This is a genomic window from Streptomyces sp. NPDC001339 (assembly GCF_042895955.1).
Lineage (GTDB): Bacteria > Actinomycetota > Actinomycetes > Streptomycetales > Streptomycetaceae > Streptomyces.
Window position 1 is genome coordinate 459157 of the sequence record NZ_JBIAWT010000005.1, and the last position, 16133, is coordinate 475289.

Genomic DNA, 16133 nt, shown 5'->3' on the forward strand with positions numbered 1-16133 from the left:
CGATGCATCTGGCACGTTTGGCACGCGGCGCAACTGCCCAGCCGCCGGATCACTCGCACTCGACTCCGGCCCCGGTCCGACGCCCTCGCGTGCATCGCTCACCCATCCATGGTTTCGGGAGGGCGTGGGGGCGGCAAGTCGGCCGGGTGAATATGAGCCGGGGCTGGACCTACGGGCTACGGGCTATGGGCTATGGGCTACGAGCCACGAGAGCTACGAGCCCGAGTGCGGAGTCGCGCGAGACCCAGGATGCCCAGGAGGCACAGGAAAATCGTCCGTGTCGTCAAGGAAATCGATGACCGCACGTGCCATACCCGTTTGCTCATCGTCATGAACCCAATGCCCGGCATCGGGAAACTCGACGAGTCGAGTATGTGGCCTCCGCGCGGTCATTTCCCGAGCCAGCTCCCCCGGAAGGAGCGGGCTCCTGCCACCGTGCAACACCAGGGCGGGGCACTCGGACGCAAGCCAGTCAGACCACCAATCACCCAGGCCACTCTCCTGCACCGCCATCATCTCGTCCCAGTCGAACAGCATCCGCCACTGCCCTTGACGACCGGGATCCGCAACGGCAACAGCACTCTGCATGAAGTAACCACTGTCCGGGGCACCGGCGTGCTCAATGGCACGTGCGAGTTGCGCCCGCGTCGCAGCCCTCATCGGCCACCCACGGACATCCAGCACGGGCTCAGCGATCTCCGGGCGGCACATCACCGGCCCGACGTCTTCGACAATCAGCGCCCTGACCAGGTCGGGACGCCGTGCAGCCAGCTGATACGCGGTGATCCCGCCGAGCGAGTGCCCCAGCACAACGACGGGTGCCACCCCCAGATGCTCCACAAACCGGACGGCATCCTCGACGAAGTCCTCACGCGTGTAGCTGTCGGTGTGATCACTCAAACCGTGACCACGCTGATCCGGCGCGATCACCCGAACCCGAGACCCGAGCTCCTCAGCCAGCCCCGCGAAGATCGCCCCACGCCCGAACGCCCCGTGCAGCGCGACAAGCGGCACTCCATCACCGCCAAAATCAACGTACTTGATGTTGTGACCACCCAGACGGACCGATAAATTCTGCCGCCCGGAAAGAGGCCTTGTTGCTTCCACGTCCACGATACGACTCCTCCCGTCTCGCCTTCAGGATCAGCCACACGGGCAACCCTGACCAAGGGTCTAACTCAGCGCGTAGCCTGCGGAGTTTACGGGGCCTGGCGGAGTCGCGAGGCAGAGCGAGCGGCTCCACCACCCCCACCCACCACCCCCACCCCGAGCCCATGAGCGGCGTCTGATGCCGTGCCCGTGAAGTTTCGCCTGGTTGGGGTGGCCCGGCGAGGTGGCTGACGGCAAGATCGTCGGATGCCTTATCTCGGACTGGTGACCGTGGTCGTGCGTGATTACGACGAGGCCATCGCTTTCTACGTGGACGTCCTGGGATTTGAACTCGTGGAGGACACGCGTGTCGATGACGGGAAACGCTGGGTTGTGGTCGCTCCGCCAGGCGCCAGGGGGACGGCGGTGCTGCTGGCCCGAGCCGCAACCGGTGGGCAGGAGGCTCGTATTGGCGACCAGACCGGCGGACGCGTCGGCTGGTTCTTGAACACCGAAAACTTCGAGCATGACTATGAGCGCATGCGGGCAGCCGGCGTCGTATTCGAAGAAGCACCGCGGCACGAGCCCTACGGCACGGTTGCCGTCTTCAGGGATCTGTACGGGAACCGCTGGGACCTGATCCAACTGATCCGCGGTCGGGGAGACCGGTGACACGGGCTGAGGAGAGCGGCGGCCAGGAACCTCGGGGTGCCGAGCGTTGGCGTTGTGCCAGCGCAGATGGGTGTGCAGCGCGCTGGTCTGGACGGTGGGCCGCGTGGCTGGATTGCGCTCCCATCGGGGCGGTTGTCAGTGCCGTATGCCATCGTCACTACCTGGGAGCCGGACGCATTGTCAGCGGCTCGCGCCCAGTGACAGAAAGGCGCCAAGGGGGAGGCATCACATGACCGGCGACGGCTTTGACATAGACACCGACCAACTGAAATCCGCCGCTCCGACATTCCACCGGGAGTCCGTCGCCTTGCAACAAGCGACGGCCAAACTCCGGCACGCACTCGACGGGTTAGGGGAGCCGTGGGGTGGTGACGAGCAGGGCAAGAAGTTCGAGCACGCCTACGCGCCACACCGGGCGCAGATCGAGAAGGCCGCCGCGGCGTTGGTCAAGGGCCTGTCCAGCATCACCAAGGCCATGAACGACATGGCGGCCAACCACGAAGACGCGGACCAGTCCGCCAAGTCCGGCTTACAGGGCGGTAAGTGATGGGTGCCGCCGACAAAGCCAAGGAGATCGTCCAGGACCTCACCGGCATGTGGTTTCCGGAAGGCGACGAGGACGAACTCCGCGAAGCCGCCCGCGCCTGGCGCACGTACGCCGATGACGTCGAGGACTGCACGGCCGCCTGCCACAAAAAGGCCCAGGACGTCATCGACACCAACAAAGGCAAGTCGATCGAGGCCTTCGGGGCGTTCTGGCGCAAGTACCACGGCGGCGGCAAGGGCTACCTCGACGACGTGGCCACCGCCGCCCGCGACATGGCCAAAGCCCTGGACAAATATGCCGACCAGGTCGCCGAAGCCAAGAAGAAGATCGAACACGAACTGGAGATCGCTGGCGCGGTCCTGGTCGCCGGTACGGCCCTGGCGCTCTTCACCGGCGGCATCAGCGAGGTAGCCGCAGTAGGCGCCACCGAAGCCATCGTCGCCGCGGCGAGCACAGCTGGCATCGCCGTCTCCGCCACCGTCGCCGAGATCGCCGGAACAGTCCTGGCCACCGCCGCCATCGGCGGCATCGAAGCCATCACCGTCGACGTAGTAGTCGCCCAAGGTGGCCGGAACCTTCTCGGCGACCAACACGGCATCAATCTCGCCGAGGTCAAAGATGCTGGTGTCACTGGCATCTTGCTGGGCGGCGCCTTGGGCGGCGCGGCCCGCGGGGCCAAGGTCATCCGCGACGGCGGTGGCATCCGCCACATCCTGCCTGACGCTTCCTTTGTTAAGCCCCAGTTGGCAATGGCCGAGGGGGCGCCGGTGGCGACTGGGGGCCGTGCTGGAATGCTGCGACGCGAGGCACAGCAGCCCCATTCGACCGCTGAGCCGCGCGACTACACCGCGCGCTACCCAGTTGGCCGCCGCGGCAAGCACGAGGACACGAGCATTCGCTCGCGCGATGCGGACGATAAGGCCATCAACCGGGGCAGCAGGGAGGTCAAGGTAGCGGTTCCTGACGGTGCGACGGCCACGAATGCTCCGACAGCTATTAACGGCCGCACCTACACGGGGCACGCCTTGGACCGGATGCAGGAGCGCGGGATCATGCCGTCTGTGGTCGAAGACACGGTCAGAAACGGGGAGGTCGTTGCTGGGAAGATCCCCAATACGACAGCACACTACAATCATGCGGAAGGTGTCACGGTCATCACGAACTCTGAGACGGGTCGCGTGGTGACGGTTGCCGGAGGGATCATCAAGCAGTGAACAGTGAAATGGAATGGTGGGCAAACCAACGCCACCTCGTGGAACACAGTCTGGCGAGATTTGAGCGCGAACAAATGTCCCTCAAAACCCTGGCTGACGACCTGATGTCCTTTTCGCAGTCCTTTTCTGACCGCGGAGTGGAGGCCTTGGGAGATTTGTCCGCTGACTTGCAGATGTCCCCAACCGAATGGTTGGAGAAATTCCAGTCTGCCGCCTTTGGGGTGGAAGTCATCTTCTCGGTTGCCGTTGACCAGAACTGGGATGCTCTGCCTGCGGAGCAGGTGGCGGCCCTTGACGACCAACTCGAAGCGTTGGCAGACCTTCTCTCGCGCCTTCCTGCATAGCACCTCTGACGAGGGACCATCCTCTTCGTGGTAGGCAAGTGAGGCCTCGGCGTAACGGGCTGTTGCTCGGCGGATGGCTCTCGCGTACCCACGAGGTCGCGACGGTTCCCTAGCAAGAGAACGGGATTCTCAGCCGTCGGCCGAGATGGCCCGGACTGTGTCGATGAATGACGCGAATGCCGCCACTGGGAAGGTCAGCGCGGGGCCTCGCCGGTGTTTGGAGTCGCGGACGGCGATTCGGCCGTGGAAGTCCGCCACCTCCACACATTCGTTGCCCTCGCCTCCGCTGTGGCTGCTTTTGAACCAGGCGGTGGCGGGTATCCCGGTGCGGGACGGCGAGCGATCAGTCATGGGACAGCTCCTGACGTGCTGTGGCCAGCAGCCGCAACGACGCTGAGGTGTCGGCTGCTTGCGAGCGAAGGTAGTCGAACGTGAGTTTATAGGCGGCCACGTCTTCCGCGTCGTCGAGATACAGGCCACGCCGCCGCATCTCGATGTAGACCACGGCCATGGAGTTGAGCGGGTTCCGTTCGTCGTTCCGGCCCAGGATGACGAAGTGGCCAGCACCGGCCGCATGGGCTCCGGCGCTGAACGGCAGGATTTGGATCTCGACGGCAGGGCTCTGTGCCACGTTGTAGAGGTGGTCCAACTGCCGTGCCATGACACCCGCGTTGCCGACGGTGCGGCGAATCACGGCCTCGTCCAGCACAACCCACAGGTGCAGTGCGGGTTCCCGGCGGAGGATGCCCTGGCGTTGAATCCGGGCTTCCACCATGTGCTCGATCACATCGTTTGGGCTGCGGACCTCGCGTGCCTGGTGGATGGCGAGGGCGTACTCCCGGGTTTGGAGTAGGCCGGGGATGACGGTGTTTGCGTAGAGGTGCTCGTACTCGGATTCGTGCTCGAAGGAGACCAGCGGGTCCATCCATTCCGGAACCGCGCTGTTCCCGACCCACCAGCCGTCGGCTTGTGTCCGTGCGGCTTCCACCAACGCGTCGCGCTCACTCTCGGATGCGTCACAGGCATCGGCGATCGCCTTCACCGTGGCCCACCGGATCCGGGCGCGGTCCTGCCACATCTCGTAGCGGCTCACCGTCGCCTTGCTGACGCCGGCCCGCTCAGCAACCTGCGCTTGGGTCAGGCCGCATCGTTCACGCAGCGAGATCAGGCCACGGGCGATCTGCATGCGTCCGGCCGGGCCTGTCAGTGTCGCGGTCATCCTTGCCCTTTCCTTCCTGCTCGCCGTTGATCTGCGGCGTCCAGTGATGGATCAACGCGGCGAGCGTATGCAGCAAGAGCTGGCACGGGTGGGTCGTCCGCCGTGCGTCACCCACATTGGTGAACTCTCCTCACGAGTCAGCCATTCATTGGACTCCAATGAGAAGCTTCTCATGAGTCCATCACCTGCTTCTTGCAAGGGAGTTGAGGTCATGCCGGGAAAGAGTGTGCTGATCATTGATCGACTACGGTCGTGGTTCGCCCCGCGTGGCCGACATCGGGCCGATCCACTGAGCCACCCTCCCCGCTCTTCCTGCGCTGCCAGGCCGAATGCCGTGATGCATGCAGTCCGGCGCCCGGGCCCGTACGCCACAGATGCCCCGATCGACGGGCGGGGAACGGCCATGGTCCGCCCGTACCTGCTCACCTGCGAGCAGTGGGAGGTGGCGCGGTGAACGGCGATAGCGCCTCGTTGCGGCGGTTGCCGTGGACCGGTGAAGACGGCAGGCCCTGCTATCTCTCCACGGATGGCGACGGGCCGCTGTCCCGGCTCGCTGACCGAATCGAGGCCGCACAACTCGGCCCGTCGGACCGGCTGCTCGGTCGCACTCAGGGCGAACGTGCCGGGCTCGGGAAGCGAACGACTTCTGAATCTGAAGATGGCTCCCCGGACACGACTGGCGGGGCTTCTGCTCAGCCGTCGCGTGAGTAACCCACGGCGTACCTAACCCCTTTGAGGAGACATGTCTTGATCTCACACGTCACCATCGACCAGCGCGACATCGCCTACGACCCCCGCGCTCAGCAGGCCGCGCTGCCAGTCACCATCCACGACCGTGACGGTGCGACGCGGCCGTCGGTCCTTGTCATGGACCCGGGACAGATGGAGCTGTACGCCATCCAGCTGGAGCAGGCCATCGCCAAGCGTCAAGCGTCGCGGGAATCGGTGGTCGGTGAGCGGCGTTGACGCCGACCGCCTCGGCGGCAACTGCATGCGAAGAGTCCTGACCCGGCCTTGATCGGTTTGGGCTCACGAGGGAGCCGGACGGCAGCGTCCGCCCGTGGTTCGAGCGGCCGGCGCGCGTGCTGTCGTTCGGCTGATGCCCGGGGGGGAGAGGGCCGGGAGACGACGCTCAGCGTGCGAGCAACCGATTGGTGCATGGCGGGGCAAGTCGGTCTGTGATCTACCTCTCTTTGCCGTCTCTATACACAATCGAGACGCCATGCAAAGATCATAAAGACCAACGTCGGGGCATTTAGGTGTACTTGCCCCGCTGTTATAGCTCAAAAACGAGGGAATCTCTGTGCACATATCGGCACGCCGTTCTGTCCGTACCTCGGTGATCTCGTCCATCGCCGCTCTCACCGCCGGTGCGGTCTTCGCGACCATGGCTCCCGCCCACGCCGCCACCCACGACCCCGCCGGCGATGCTGCCGCCCGTGCGAAAGCGGCCGCCCGCGCAGCCGCAGCGGCCGCCCGTGCCGCCGCGTTGGTGGACAAGGCCACGGGGGCCGCGCGGATCGCGGCTCCCCGGTCGGCTGCCGACGGAAGCCTGACGGCGGAGGCCTCGGGTACTCGGGTGGATCTGCCTGCCACCAGCGCGGGAAAGATGACGGTGACGGATCCCGCCGGGGCGCAGATCAAGATCGGCCTGCCCGGCTCGAACGCGGCGAAGGCCCACGCGTCCACCGGCGGCACCGTGGTCTATCCGCAGCTGGAGGGCGGGGCCGTGGACGTTGCCGCACAGGTCACGACGGAAGGCAGCGCGAGCGCCCTGATCACGCTGAAGGACGCGTCCGCTCCCACCGAGTACCGCTTCCCGCTGGACCTTCCCAAGGACGCCGTCCCCATCATCACCGAGGATGGCAGCCTGGTCATCGCCGACGGTACGACCGATGGTGAGGGAGAAATCATCGGGGCGTTCGAAGCGCCCTGGGCCAAGGACGACAACGGCAAGGCAGTCGCCACCAGTTACCGCCTCGACGGCAACGAACTTGTCCAGACGATCCAGACCGACAAGTCCACCGCCTATCCGGTGGTAGCCGACCCCAAGTGGTGGGACAAGACCAAGAAGTGGGCCAAGAAGGCTGGTAAGACGGCCTGGAAGTACACCAAGAAGTACGGCGTCAAGTGCGCCAAGGGCGCTTGGCACGGAGCCAAGAACCCCAGCGCGATGACCGCTCAGCAGAAGGCCGCGTTCGCCGCCTTGGGCTGCGTGTTCTTCGCGGCGAAGAAGTAGATGCTTCTTTCTTCGCCTCTCTCCGCCCACGGCGCGCGGGAATGGAGGAAGGGGAGCGGGAAGGGATGCAGGAAGGGAAGGGTGGCATGACAACCGGGAGCCTCGAAGAGGCCGAGGCTATTCTGCTCGGCGACCGGAAGAAGGAATTCTCCGGAGCTCTGCTGGACCTCCACAGGATCGGCGGCCCACGAGCGGACACCGCCGTCATGCGGTTCGTCGCGCGCATGTCCGCGCTCGACCACCTCGACGACCTGTATGAACCCGATCTCCACGGACTCGCGGTCCGGGTCGCGGCAGAGCTGGACCCGGACCGGGACGTGGAGCCCTTCCGGGACCTGCTGGAGCCCCGTCCCCCGAAGAACCGTCTGGTCCGGAAGGTCATGAGCTGGGGCGCCCTGGCGTACCCCGACACCTTTCCGCGATCGCCGTGGGGTTACACCCGGCTCAAGCGCCTGAGCCCGCCGCCCGTTGAGCGGTACACCGTGCGGCTGGGGGTGGACAGCGCCACGGTGCGTGTCTCCGCGGTCATGGCCCTGGGCGACACGGCCGATCCGGCCGCCCTCGACCCGTTGGTTGCGGTCCTGGATGATCCGTCAACTCAGCTCCGGCTGCTGGCGATCCAGTCCGTACGAAGGCTGCACCACGCCGGAGCGGCTTCGACGCTGGACGGCCACCCGGCCGAGGCCGGGCTGGTCGAGGCGCTGGGCGACCGGCGTCCTCAGATCCGGGACGCGGCCGTGCAGGCACTGATGCTGTGGGGGCGCGCAGAGCGAGTGCACCAGGCGGCTTCCACCGCCGATGCCTCGCTCGCCGAAGCCCTTCGGTGCACGCTCTCCAGGGCGGTTGATCCGCTGCCGCAGACCTGGCCGGGGGACGGTACGACCCTCTGAGAGGGCAACGACCCTCTGAGAGGGCAAGGGGAATTCGGCCGCCGCTACCGCACGACCTTCGCCCCCTGCCCGGGAGATACGGGCAGGGGGCGAAGGTCGTGGTTGCTCAGCGCAGCGCGGGGCTGCCTGCCAGCCGACTCGGGTGGTCGCGATGGGACAGGGCGATGCCTGTGGTGAGGAGGGCAAGGGCCAGTGTGGTGGCTGACGTTGAGGTAGCGGTGTCGATCGGCCAAGCCCATGGGAGGGGTTTGCTGGCCGCGTCCAGGCCCAGGAATGTGCAGAGGAACGGGAAGCTGACCGTCACGATGGGTGCGACCCGGGCGCCGAAAGCCCAGCGCGTCACCAACGCGAGCCCTGAATAGCCGGCCAGGTTTCTGGCCAGGCCGAGGCCGGAGGGGTCGTTGTCCGATACGTGGTGCAGGAGTCCGAAGGCGTATGCGGTGGCCACGCCGGACAGCAGGAGTGCGGAATTCAGGAGGGAGACGCGGCGTACGGCGGCGCCTTGGCCGGCTTTCTCTCCTCGCTCCAGGCCCATCAGGAGGCAGAGTGTGGGCAACAGGGGAATCAGGAGAGGGATGGGGACCGGGAAGGTGAAGCCGCCCACGGAACTCGGCAGGGGGATGGATGAGGAGTGGGATACGGAGGCGAGTACCAGGCTCAGAGCGAGGAGCCCTGTGTAAGGTCCGACCCACTGGACCCGGAACCACCAGATCACTGGACTTCCTTCGCCTGGACGGCCTTTGTCCGGGCGGCCTTTGTCTGGGCAGCCTTTGTCTGGGCGGTGGAAGGTGCTTTGGCTTCCAGCAAGGGCACGGTGGAGCAGTTGTGCGTGCTGGCGAGGTTGTAGGTGTACCAGCGGAGTTGGTCTTGTACGGGGAGCTTTCTCACGCTGTCGGCCAGGGCGAGTGCGTCGGGGGCCATGCCCGCGTGTGAGAGCTCCTGTGTGCTCATTCCTCCGGTGAGGGACAGCCAGGCCTGGAGCGGCTTGTACGCTTCGCCGCCGGGATAGCTTCCGTTCTTCACGCACTCGGGCAGGTTGTGAGTGAGCATGCCGGTGGCGATGGTGAGGGGCATTTCGCCGGCCGGGGTTCGATCGTCCATGGAGAGTCGGATCGAAGGCGAGGGACTGCCGCTCGTGCTGAGAGTTGTGGCGGGGTGAAGGCCTGCTGCCTGGAGGGCGCGGTATGCCGATGTGGCGCTCTCCAGGATTTCCTGGCGCTTGACTTCCTGCTCGGGCCAGAGGCACAGCTGGGGTGCGTTGCCCTCGCACCGGCTGTCGGAGCGGTCCACTGCGGGAATCGCCGTCATGGAACGGACCATGAGGACGCCGCCGAGAATTCCGCCGGATATGAGGGCAAGGGCCACTACCAGCGTAAGGAGGCGTCGGCCCAGGTGGATGAGGAGCAGGCAGGCGAGGACAACGGTGCCCAGAACGAGCATGGGTGTGGTGATGGCCCGTAGGTCCAGCGTCTGGTTCACCGTGCAGCAGTTGTTGATGCCGCCACCCGTGAGGTGGCGAAGCCAGAACGGTTCCATCGCCGGCGGATACGCCATGACGACGTAACTCACTGCAATCGCGAGGGGCAGTGCGAGGGCGTTCGGCAGTGAGATGCCCAGGACGTATCCGGCGAACGAGTAGCCGAGGATCGAGACCAGCCACATCGCCGGGAGCAGTGTGATGGTGGAGAGGAAGGGGAACTGCGATCCCGGGAGGAGGAGCACCACCGCGAGTACCATGCCTGCCACGCCCACGGCGAACACCGGGAGCAGGGAATTGACGGCGATGCGGAGAGCGGATCTGGCCGGTGCTCCCTCGTGGACTTTGGCCGTCTTCGCCCGATGGCCCTCCCATGCGCCACACGCAGCGCATATCGGCGCTATCAGGAAGAGCAGGTGGCTGGCTTTGCTGATGCTCGTCGACCAGTACCCGTTGACGTAGTTCAGCTGCTGGCTCTCCACCTGCCAAAACACCAGCGGGAGGACGACGATGAAGCCGTAGAGCGAGGCCGAGGAGCGCAACTGGCGAATCCAGGGCATGTCTTAATCATCTCCGCTAATGATGTTTCCGTACGCGGATTCAGCTTTACGCTCCGCGGACGTGTTCGGCTCCGCGTGCGCCAGGAAGTCCGATACGGATCCCTGGTGGACGCGCTGCCCGTTGCTCAGCACGATCACGGACTCGAAAATATCGGCCAGGTCCTCGGTCTGGTGGGTGGAGATCACCACCTGTACATCCTGTGCGAGGTCTTCAACGACCTTGCGGAAGGATCCGCGCTGTGCGGGGTCGAGGCCGGCCGTAGGCTCGTCCATCAGCACGACGTCGGCTCGATGGACCAGTGTCTGAGATATTCCCAGCCGCCGCAGTTGGCCACCTGACAGGTGGTGACTGGGGCGTTCGCTGAGATCGAGCAGGTTCATACGGGACAGGGCGGATGTGGACTCCGCCCAGGCATCCGCCTTGGAGAGCCCTTTGAGCCATCCTGCGTAGGCGACCTGTTCCCGGACTCGGAGGCCGGGGACCGGAGTGATGTCTTGCGGGAGCCAGCCGATACGCATGCGCCAGTCCCGTCGGTGTTTCCGGTGCGATGTGTTGATATCGCCGAATTCTATTCGGCCGCTCCACGGCGAGTGGATGCCTGCGGCCAGCTTCAGCAGGGTCGATTTACCTGCGCCGTTGGGGCCGAGGAGGACTGAACTGCCGCGATCGATTTCCAGGTCGAAGCCGGAGAAAATGGACCTGCCCTTGCGGTAACCAAAGGTGCAGTCTCTGAATGTCAGGTTCATTGATCTCTCCGGTGACGGGTGGCTGGTGACTGGGGAGGGGGCCGGGCCGGGTCACACCCTCCCCAGTGCACGTCTCAGGTGTTTCAGCCGCCGCTGATGACCGTCAACTTCTTGATCTTCAGCGTGTCGCCGTTATCGAGGTTCTCCAGCACGTAGTACCACGTGTCGTCCCTCGACAGCGCAAGGTGACTGGTGGACGTGTTGCACTTGTTCGTGAACCTGGCCAGCGTGGTGTCGGGCGCCATGGAAACGTCGTTCTTCTGGGCGATCTTGGCCGACTTGAACCCGCCGGAATTGGTGGAGCAGCCGTCGAGGCTGATGAGCTGCCAACCCGGTCCGTTGTGGTCGAAGAAGCGACGGGTTTCCTCGCCCTCCCCCCAGACGTGGTTGTTGGACTCCCACGCGTAAGCCGGCGCGCAGGTGACGAACAGTGCCGCCACGGCGCCCGTGGCAAGCGCGATGGCGTTCTTGGATATCCGCATCACAAATCCTCTCTCCCCCTGCATGAGGGACTACGGATACGCCGGGGATGAACCCCGAATCGAACAGGAGTGTTTCACGCCAAAGTTTGCACGGTCAAACGATAAGGCTCCCGGTTGGGCCCAGCCTGTTTGAATGGATGCTTTGTCCAACTCTTTGCCGCTTGTGGGTTCGTGGGTAATTTCTCTATTCCTGTGGCGCGAAGGGGGAGTTCTGTCCGTTGCGCGAGTCGGCGGGGCGGGAGGTAAGGGGGGAGAGGTGGGTTGATTGCGGTGGAGCAGGGTGAAAGTCGTTATTGCCCGGTGGTGGGTTTAATGAGTTCATTGGCTGGTGAGGGGCGTCCGGCGATGTGGTGATTCCCGCCGCGCGGCTCCAGGTTCCGCGCCTATGGCGCTCTTGCAAACGCTTTGCAGTAGCCCTCACCATTGGCTGGATTGCAGCGCCTGAGTGGAGGCATGTCATGCACGTACCCGATGGGTTCATCAATGCGCCGGTGTCGGTGGCGACCGGTGTGGTAGCCGCTGCGGCGGTCGCGGTCAGCCTGAGGGGGGCCCGGCGCGAACTGGCGGGTGTGGAGCGGGGCGTCGGGGCCGGGGCGGAGCACGGTGCCGGGGCGGGCGCGGAGCGGACGGCGCCGTTGGCCGGGCTGGTGGCGGCGTTCATTTTCGCCGTGCAGATGCTGAATTTTCCGGTCGCGGCCGGGACCAGCGGGCATCTGCTGGGCGGGGCGCTGGCGGCGATCCTCGTGGGGCCGTATACGGGTGTGCTGTGTGTGTCGGTGGTGCTGCTGATGCAAGGAGTGCTGTTCGCGGATGGTGGGTTGACCGCGTTGGGGGTCAATGTCACTGATATGGCGATGGTGACGACGGTGGTTGGCTATGGGGTGTTCCGAGGGGTGGTGAAGGTGCTGCCGCGGCGCAGGCAGTCGGTCACTGTTGCGGCGTTCGTTGCCGCTCTGGTCTCGGTGCCGGCCGCCGCGGTCGCCTTCAGTGCGCTCTATGCGCTGGGTGGGACGGCGGAGGTGCCGATCGGCAAGGTCTTCGCCGCCATGGTCGGGGTGCACGTACTGATCGGGGTGGGGGAGGCGGTGATCACCGCGTTGACGGTGGGGGCCGTGATCGCCGTACGGCCTGATCTGGTGTACGGGGCGCGGGGGCTGGCCAAGCCGCTGGAGTTGCGGATCTCGCCGCTGGCGACGGCGGGAGGCGCCTCCGAACCGGCCACCGCGGCCACCCCCACCACCCCCACCATCCCCACCACGCCGGACGCCCTCGCCGCCCCGTGTCGTCGCTCCGCCCGCCGCCTCTGGCTGGCCGGGCTGGCCGCTGCCCTGGTGTGCGCGGGCGGCCTCAGCTACTACGCCTCCACCAGCCCCGACGGACTGGAGAAGGTCGCCCATGACCAGGGCATCGACGCCAAGGCCAAGGAGCACGCGGTCAAGGACTCGCCGCTGGCCGACTACAGCGTGAAGGACATCGCCGATCCGCGGCTGGCGGGTGGCCTGGCCGGTGTCATCGGGGTCGGGGCGACGCTGGCGGCCGGGACCGGCGTCTTCGTGATCGTCCGTCGTCGCAGGAGCACGGTGGCGCCCACGGCCGGACCCACGGCACCCCGCCCGGCCGCCGAGACCCCCACCGCGGAGAACGCCTGAGATGGGCGCCGGCCATGCCCACCGGCTCTACCGGCACGCGCAATCTCCCGTGCACGCCCTGCCGGCACACTGCAAGATCGCCGCGGTCTTCTGCTTCGTCCTGATCGTCGTCGCCACCCCGCGCGCGGCGGTCTGGGCGTTCGGGCTCTACGCGCTGCTGATCGCGGCCACCGCCGCGGCCGCCCGCGTCCCCGCCGGATTCCTCCTCACCCGGCTGCTGATCGAGGTGCCGTTCGTCGCCTTCGCCGTCCTGATGCCGTTCGTCGCCGAAGGCCCGCAGGTCGACGTCATGGGCATCGGCCTGAGCCAGTCCGGTCTCTGGGGAGCCTGGAACATCCTCGCCAAGGGGACGCTGGGCGTCGCCGCGTCCGTGCTGCTCGCCGCCACCACCGAACTGCGGGAACTGCTGCTCGGGCTGCAGCGGCTGCGGATGCCCCCGCTGCTCGTCCAGATCGCCTCCTTCATGATCCGCTACGGCGATGTGATCACCGACGAGATGCGGCGGATGCGGATCGCCCGGCTCTCCCGCGGCTTCGAAGCACGCGGCGTACGCCACTGGGGCGTGCTCGCCAAGTCCGCCGGTGCGCTGTTCATCCGCTCGTACGAGCGTGGCGAGCGCGTCCACCTCGCCATGGTCAGCCGCGGCTACACCGGCACGATGCCCGTCACCGATGCCGCCACTGCGACCGCCACCCGCACCCACTGGACCCGCGCGGCCGCCCTGCCCGCCGCCGCGCTCGCCGTCTGCCTCCTGGGATGGATCCTTTGACCACCATGACCAGCATGATCAGCATGACCACCGCCTCGCACCCGTCGGCCGACGCACCGTCCCTCGCCGTCTCGGGGCTCGCCTACGCCTACCCCGACGGCCATCAGGCGCTCTACGGCGTCGACCTGACCATCGGCCGTGGTGAGCGGGTCGCCCTCCTCGGGCCCAACGGCGCCGGCAAGACCACCCTCGTACTCCACCTCAATGGCATCCTGGAGGCCGGCGCCGGCACGGTCCGTGTCGCCGGGCTGCCGGTCGCCAAGGGCAACCTCGCGGAGATCCGCCGCCGGGTTGGCATCGTCTTCCAGGACCCGGACGACCAGCTGTTCATGCCCACCGTCCGCGAGGACGTCGCCTTCGGGCCGGCCGCCGCGGGCCTGCGCGGCGCGGAACTCGCCGCACGCGTCACCGAGGCGCTCGACCGGGTCGGCATGGCGGACTTCGCCGACCGGCCGCCGCACCACCTCTCCTTCGGGCAGCGGCGTCGGGTGGCCGTCGCCACCGTCCTCGCCATGCGCCCCGAGATCCTCGTCCTGGACGAGCCGTCCTCCAACCTCGACCCGGCCTCCCGTCGCGAACTCGCCGACATCCTGCGGTCGTTGGACGTCACCGTGCTGATGGTCACGCACGACCTGCCGTACGCGCTGGAACTGTGCCCGCGCTCCGTCGTGCTCTCCGGTGGTGTGCTGGTCGCCGACGGCACCACCCAGGAGCTGCTGTGCGATGAGGAACTGATGCGCAGCCATCGGCTGGAGCTGCCCTTCGGCTTCGACCCACGGTCGGTCACCGTCCCCCGGTGACGCACCCGGTGACGTCCCCGATGACGCCCCGGCGACACTCCCTGTGACGTCCCCTGCGCCGTCCCCCGGTGACGCACCCACACCATCCGCCATGTGACGAACGCCACGGGCCGCCGCCCTGGTCATCAGCACCGATCCGGGCGTTGCACCATGGATGGGTCACGAAAGCGACGGATGAGTGGGAAGCGGGAAACAGTGGTGGACGTCCAGGGCACGGTCGAGGACGGTTTCGAGCCGGTCCGGGACGCCTTCGCAGCCAACTTCGCGCAGCGCGGAGAGCGGGGGGCGGCGGTCGCCGTCTACCGGCACGGGCGGAAGGTCGTCGACCTGTGGGCCGGTACGAAGGACGGGGACGCCGAAGGCACCGCGGATGCGGCGGATGCGGCGGGTGCAGTGGGTGCAGTGGGTGCCTCGGAGGGGGCCGCGCCGTGGGAGGCCGGTACGGCTCAGGTGATCCGGTCCGCGACCAAGGGCATCGCCGCCATCGTCCCGCTCCTGCTGCACCAGCGCGGACTGCTCGACCTGGACGCCCCCGTAGGCACGTACTGGCCGGAATTCAAGGCCGCCGGCAAGGAGCGGGTGCTCGTCCGCCACCTCCTCTCGCACCGCGCCGGCCTGCCCGTCCTGGACACCCCGCTCACCCCCGCCCAGGCCATCGACGGGGTCAGCGGGCCCGCCGCGCTGGCCGCCCAGGCCCCTGTCTGGGAGCCCGGCACGGACCACGGCTACCACGCGCAGACCTACAGCTGGCTCATCGGCGAACTGGTGCTGCGGGTCACCGGACGTACCCTCGGCACCTGGACAGCCGACGAGATATCCGGGCCGCTCGGCCTCGACCTGTGGATAGGCCTGCCGGAGGCGGAGCAGTCCCGGGTGGGCCGGATCGCCGCCGTCGAGGCGCCGCCCGCGCCCGCCGCCTCCGGCCTCCGCGTACGCCCCAAGCGGGCGGTCGCCGACGCGTACGCCGATCCCGCCTCCCTCACCAGCCGTGCCTTCGCCGCGATCTCGCCGGCGCCGGACGAGAACGCACCGGAGTACCGGGCCGCCGAGCTTCCCGCCTCCGCGGGCATTGCCACCGCCCGCTCCCTCGCCCGCTGCTACGCGGCGTTGACCGGCGCCGTCGACGGCCGGCCCCGCCTCTTCGCGCCCGCGACCCTCACCCTCGCCCGCACCGAGGAGTCCGCCGGGCTCGACCGCACCCTCCTCGTCACCACCCGCTTCGGCCTCGGCTTCATGCTGCACGGGCCCGCCTCGCCGCTGCTGGGACCGGGCTCGTTCGGCCACCCGGGGCGCGGGGGCGCGCTCGCCTGCGCCGACCCGGAGAGCGGGGTCGCCTTCGGGTACGTCACCAATGGCATGCAGCGGAACGTGACGGCGGATCCGCGTGCGCAGGCGCTGCTGCGGGCGGTTTCGCGCGTCATCGGATGACGCTCAC

19 protein-coding genes are annotated in these 16133 nt (G+C 67.1%); 12 read left to right on the forward strand and 7 right to left on the reverse strand.

Annotation, left to right across the window (positions count from 1 at the left end; translation table 11 throughout):
• Positions 1-213 precede the first annotated feature (213 nt).
• Positions 214-1113 carry an alpha/beta fold hydrolase gene (locus ACFY12_RS17425; RefSeq protein WP_390716634.1) on the reverse strand — a complete coding sequence of 300 codons (900 nt, stop codon included), beginning with the start codon at positions 1111-1113 and terminating at the stop codon, positions 214-216.
• Positions 1114-1356: 243 nt separating this feature from the next.
• On the opposite strand from ACFY12_RS17425, the gene ACFY12_RS17430 reads away from it, so the two are divergent.
• From ACFY12_RS17430 to ACFY12_RS17445, 4 genes are all read left to right on the forward strand, one after another.
• Complete coding sequence (locus tag ACFY12_RS17430; RefSeq protein WP_390716635.1) at positions 1357-1761, forward strand: VOC family protein; 405 nt, start codon at positions 1357-1359, stop codon at positions 1759-1761.
• 229 nt (positions 1762-1990) lie between these two features.
• Positions 1991-2308: a WXG100 family type VII secretion target gene (locus ACFY12_RS17435; protein WP_390716636.1), complete on the forward strand. Its 318-nt coding sequence runs from the start codon at positions 1991-1993 to the stop codon at positions 2306-2308.
• A complete protein-coding gene (locus ACFY12_RS17440; protein ID WP_390716637.1) occupies positions 2308-3522 on the forward strand; it encodes a DUF4258 domain-containing protein in 1215 nt (404 codons plus the stop codon). Before ACFY12_RS17435 ends, ACFY12_RS17440 begins: the two co-directional genes overlap by 1 nt.
• The gene (locus ACFY12_RS17445) at positions 3519-3866 is read left to right on the forward strand and encodes a hypothetical protein (RefSeq protein ID WP_390716638.1); all 348 of its coding nucleotides are present in this window, start codon (positions 3519-3521) and stop codon (positions 3864-3866) included. The genes ACFY12_RS17440 and ACFY12_RS17445 overlap by 4 nt, the downstream gene beginning before the upstream one ends.
• Before the next feature lie 129 nt (positions 3867-3995).
• Here ACFY12_RS17445 and ACFY12_RS17450 read toward each other — a convergent pair whose 3' ends face one another.
• Complete coding sequence (locus tag ACFY12_RS17450; protein ID WP_390716639.1) at positions 3996-4217, reverse strand: DUF397 domain-containing protein; 222 nt, start codon at positions 4215-4217, stop codon at positions 3996-3998.
• The gene (locus ACFY12_RS17455; protein ID WP_390716640.1) at positions 4210-5085 is read right to left on the reverse strand and encodes a helix-turn-helix domain-containing protein; all 876 of its coding nucleotides are present in this window, start codon (positions 5083-5085) and stop codon (positions 4210-4212) included. Before ACFY12_RS17455 ends, ACFY12_RS17450 begins: the two co-directional genes overlap by 8 nt.
• Before the next feature lie 450 nt (positions 5086-5535).
• Between ACFY12_RS17455 and ACFY12_RS17460 the strand changes: the two genes are divergently transcribed.
• The 4 genes from ACFY12_RS17460 (at position 5536) to ACFY12_RS17475 (ending at position 8214) form a co-directional block, all read left to right on the forward strand.
• Positions 5536-5796: a hypothetical protein gene (locus tag ACFY12_RS17460; protein WP_390716641.1), complete on the forward strand. Its 261-nt coding sequence runs from the start codon at positions 5536-5538 to the stop codon at positions 5794-5796.
• Between the two features lie 36 nt (positions 5797-5832).
• Positions 5833-6051: a hypothetical protein gene (locus ACFY12_RS17465; protein WP_390716642.1), complete on the forward strand. Its 219-nt coding sequence runs from the start codon at positions 5833-5835 to the stop codon at positions 6049-6051.
• Positions 6052-6424: 373 nt separating this feature from the next.
• A complete protein-coding gene (locus ACFY12_RS17470; RefSeq protein ID WP_390716643.1) occupies positions 6425-7324 on the forward strand; it encodes a hypothetical protein in 900 nt (299 codons plus the stop codon).
• Positions 7325-7410: 86 nt separating this feature from the next.
• Positions 7411-8214, forward strand: coding sequence for a HEAT repeat domain-containing protein (locus ACFY12_RS17475; protein ID WP_390716644.1), 804 nt, complete (start codon positions 7411-7413; stop codon positions 8212-8214).
• 106 nt (positions 8215-8320) lie between these two features.
• On the opposite strand, the gene ACFY12_RS17480 is transcribed toward ACFY12_RS17475, so the two are convergent.
• The 4 genes from ACFY12_RS17480 to ACFY12_RS17495 all read right to left on the reverse strand — a co-directional run bounded on the left by ACFY12_RS17480 (position 8321) and on the right by ACFY12_RS17495 (position 11480).
• Positions 8321-8770, reverse strand: coding sequence for a hypothetical protein (locus ACFY12_RS17480; protein ID WP_390716645.1), 450 nt, complete (start codon positions 8768-8770; stop codon positions 8321-8323).
• A 155-nt stretch (positions 8771-8925) separates the two neighbouring features.
• Positions 8926-10251, reverse strand: coding sequence for a hypothetical protein (locus tag ACFY12_RS17485; protein ID WP_390716646.1), 1326 nt, complete (start codon positions 10249-10251; stop codon positions 8926-8928).
• Between the two features lie 3 nt (positions 10252-10254).
• Complete coding sequence (locus ACFY12_RS17490; RefSeq protein ID WP_390716647.1) at positions 10255-10998, reverse strand: ATP-binding cassette domain-containing protein; 744 nt, start codon at positions 10996-10998, stop codon at positions 10255-10257.
• Positions 10999-11081: 83 nt separating this feature from the next.
• Complete coding sequence (locus ACFY12_RS17495; RefSeq protein ID WP_390716648.1) at positions 11082-11480, reverse strand: hypothetical protein; 399 nt, start codon at positions 11478-11480, stop codon at positions 11082-11084.
• A 458-nt stretch (positions 11481-11938) separates the two neighbouring features.
• On the opposite strand from ACFY12_RS17495, the gene ACFY12_RS17500 reads away from it, so the two are divergent.
• The 4 genes from ACFY12_RS17500 to ACFY12_RS17515 all read left to right on the forward strand — a co-directional run bounded on the left by ACFY12_RS17500 (position 11939) and on the right by ACFY12_RS17515 (position 16126).
• Positions 11939-13129 (forward strand): energy-coupling factor ABC transporter permease, encoded by a 1191-nt coding sequence (locus ACFY12_RS17500; protein ID WP_390716649.1) that lies wholly within the window; start codon positions 11939-11941, stop codon positions 13127-13129.
• 1 nt (position 13130) lies between these two features.
• Positions 13131-13898 carry a cobalt ECF transporter T component CbiQ gene (gene cbiQ, locus ACFY12_RS17505; RefSeq protein WP_390716650.1) on the forward strand — a complete coding sequence of 256 codons (768 nt, stop codon included), beginning with the start codon at positions 13131-13133 and terminating at the stop codon, positions 13896-13898.
• A 23-nt stretch (positions 13899-13921) separates the two neighbouring features.
• Entirely contained in the window at positions 13922-14698 is a 777-nt protein-coding gene (locus ACFY12_RS17510) for an energy-coupling factor ABC transporter ATP-binding protein (protein WP_390716820.1), read from the forward strand.
• 174 nt (positions 14699-14872) lie between these two features.
• The gene (locus tag ACFY12_RS17515) at positions 14873-16126 is read left to right on the forward strand and encodes a serine hydrolase domain-containing protein (RefSeq protein ID WP_390716651.1); all 1254 of its coding nucleotides are present in this window, start codon (positions 14873-14875) and stop codon (positions 16124-16126) included.
• Positions 16127-16133: the final 7 nt, after the last annotated feature.

What these genes read in the sequence shown, in the direction of transcription:
- ACFY12_RS17510 (WP_390716820.1), top strand. Translation starts at nt 13,922, where the DNA reads ATGACCACCGCCTCGCACCCGTCGGCCGACGCACCGTCCCTCGCCGTC.
- ACFY12_RS17450 (WP_390716639.1), bottom strand. Translation starts at nt 4,217, where the DNA reads ATGACTGATCGCTCGCCGTCCCGCACCGGGATACCCGCCACCGCCTGG.
- cbiQ (WP_390716650.1), top strand. Translation starts at nt 13,131, where the DNA reads ATGGGCGCCGGCCATGCCCACCGGCTCTACCGGCACGCGCAATCTCCC.
- ACFY12_RS17515 (WP_390716651.1), top strand. Translation starts at nt 14,873, where the DNA reads ATGAGTGGGAAGCGGGAAACAGTGGTGGACGTCCAGGGCACGGTCGAG.
- ACFY12_RS17440 (WP_390716637.1), top strand. Translation starts at nt 2,308, where the DNA reads ATGGGTGCCGCCGACAAAGCCAAGGAGATCGTCCAGGACCTCACCGGC.
- ACFY12_RS17475 (WP_390716644.1), top strand. Translation starts at nt 7,411, where the DNA reads ATGACAACCGGGAGCCTCGAAGAGGCCGAGGCTATTCTGCTCGGCGAC.
- ACFY12_RS17490 (WP_390716647.1), bottom strand. Translation starts at nt 10,998, where the DNA reads ATGAACCTGACATTCAGAGACTGCACCTTTGGTTACCGCAAGGGCAGG.
- ACFY12_RS17430 (WP_390716635.1), top strand. Translation starts at nt 1,357, where the DNA reads ATGCCTTATCTCGGACTGGTGACCGTGGTCGTGCGTGATTACGACGAG.
- ACFY12_RS17455 (WP_390716640.1), bottom strand. Translation starts at nt 5,085, where the DNA reads ATGACCGCGACACTGACAGGCCCGGCCGGACGCATGCAGATCGCCCGT.
- ACFY12_RS17500 (WP_390716649.1), top strand. Translation starts at nt 11,939, where the DNA reads ATGCACGTACCCGATGGGTTCATCAATGCGCCGGTGTCGGTGGCGACC.
- ACFY12_RS17485 (WP_390716646.1), bottom strand. Translation starts at nt 10,251, where the DNA reads ATGCCCTGGATTCGCCAGTTGCGCTCCTCGGCCTCGCTCTACGGCTTC.
- ACFY12_RS17495 (WP_390716648.1), bottom strand. Translation starts at nt 11,480, where the DNA reads ATGCGGATATCCAAGAACGCCATCGCGCTTGCCACGGGCGCCGTGGCG.
- ACFY12_RS17435 (WP_390716636.1), top strand. Translation starts at nt 1,991, where the DNA reads ATGACCGGCGACGGCTTTGACATAGACACCGACCAACTGAAATCCGCC.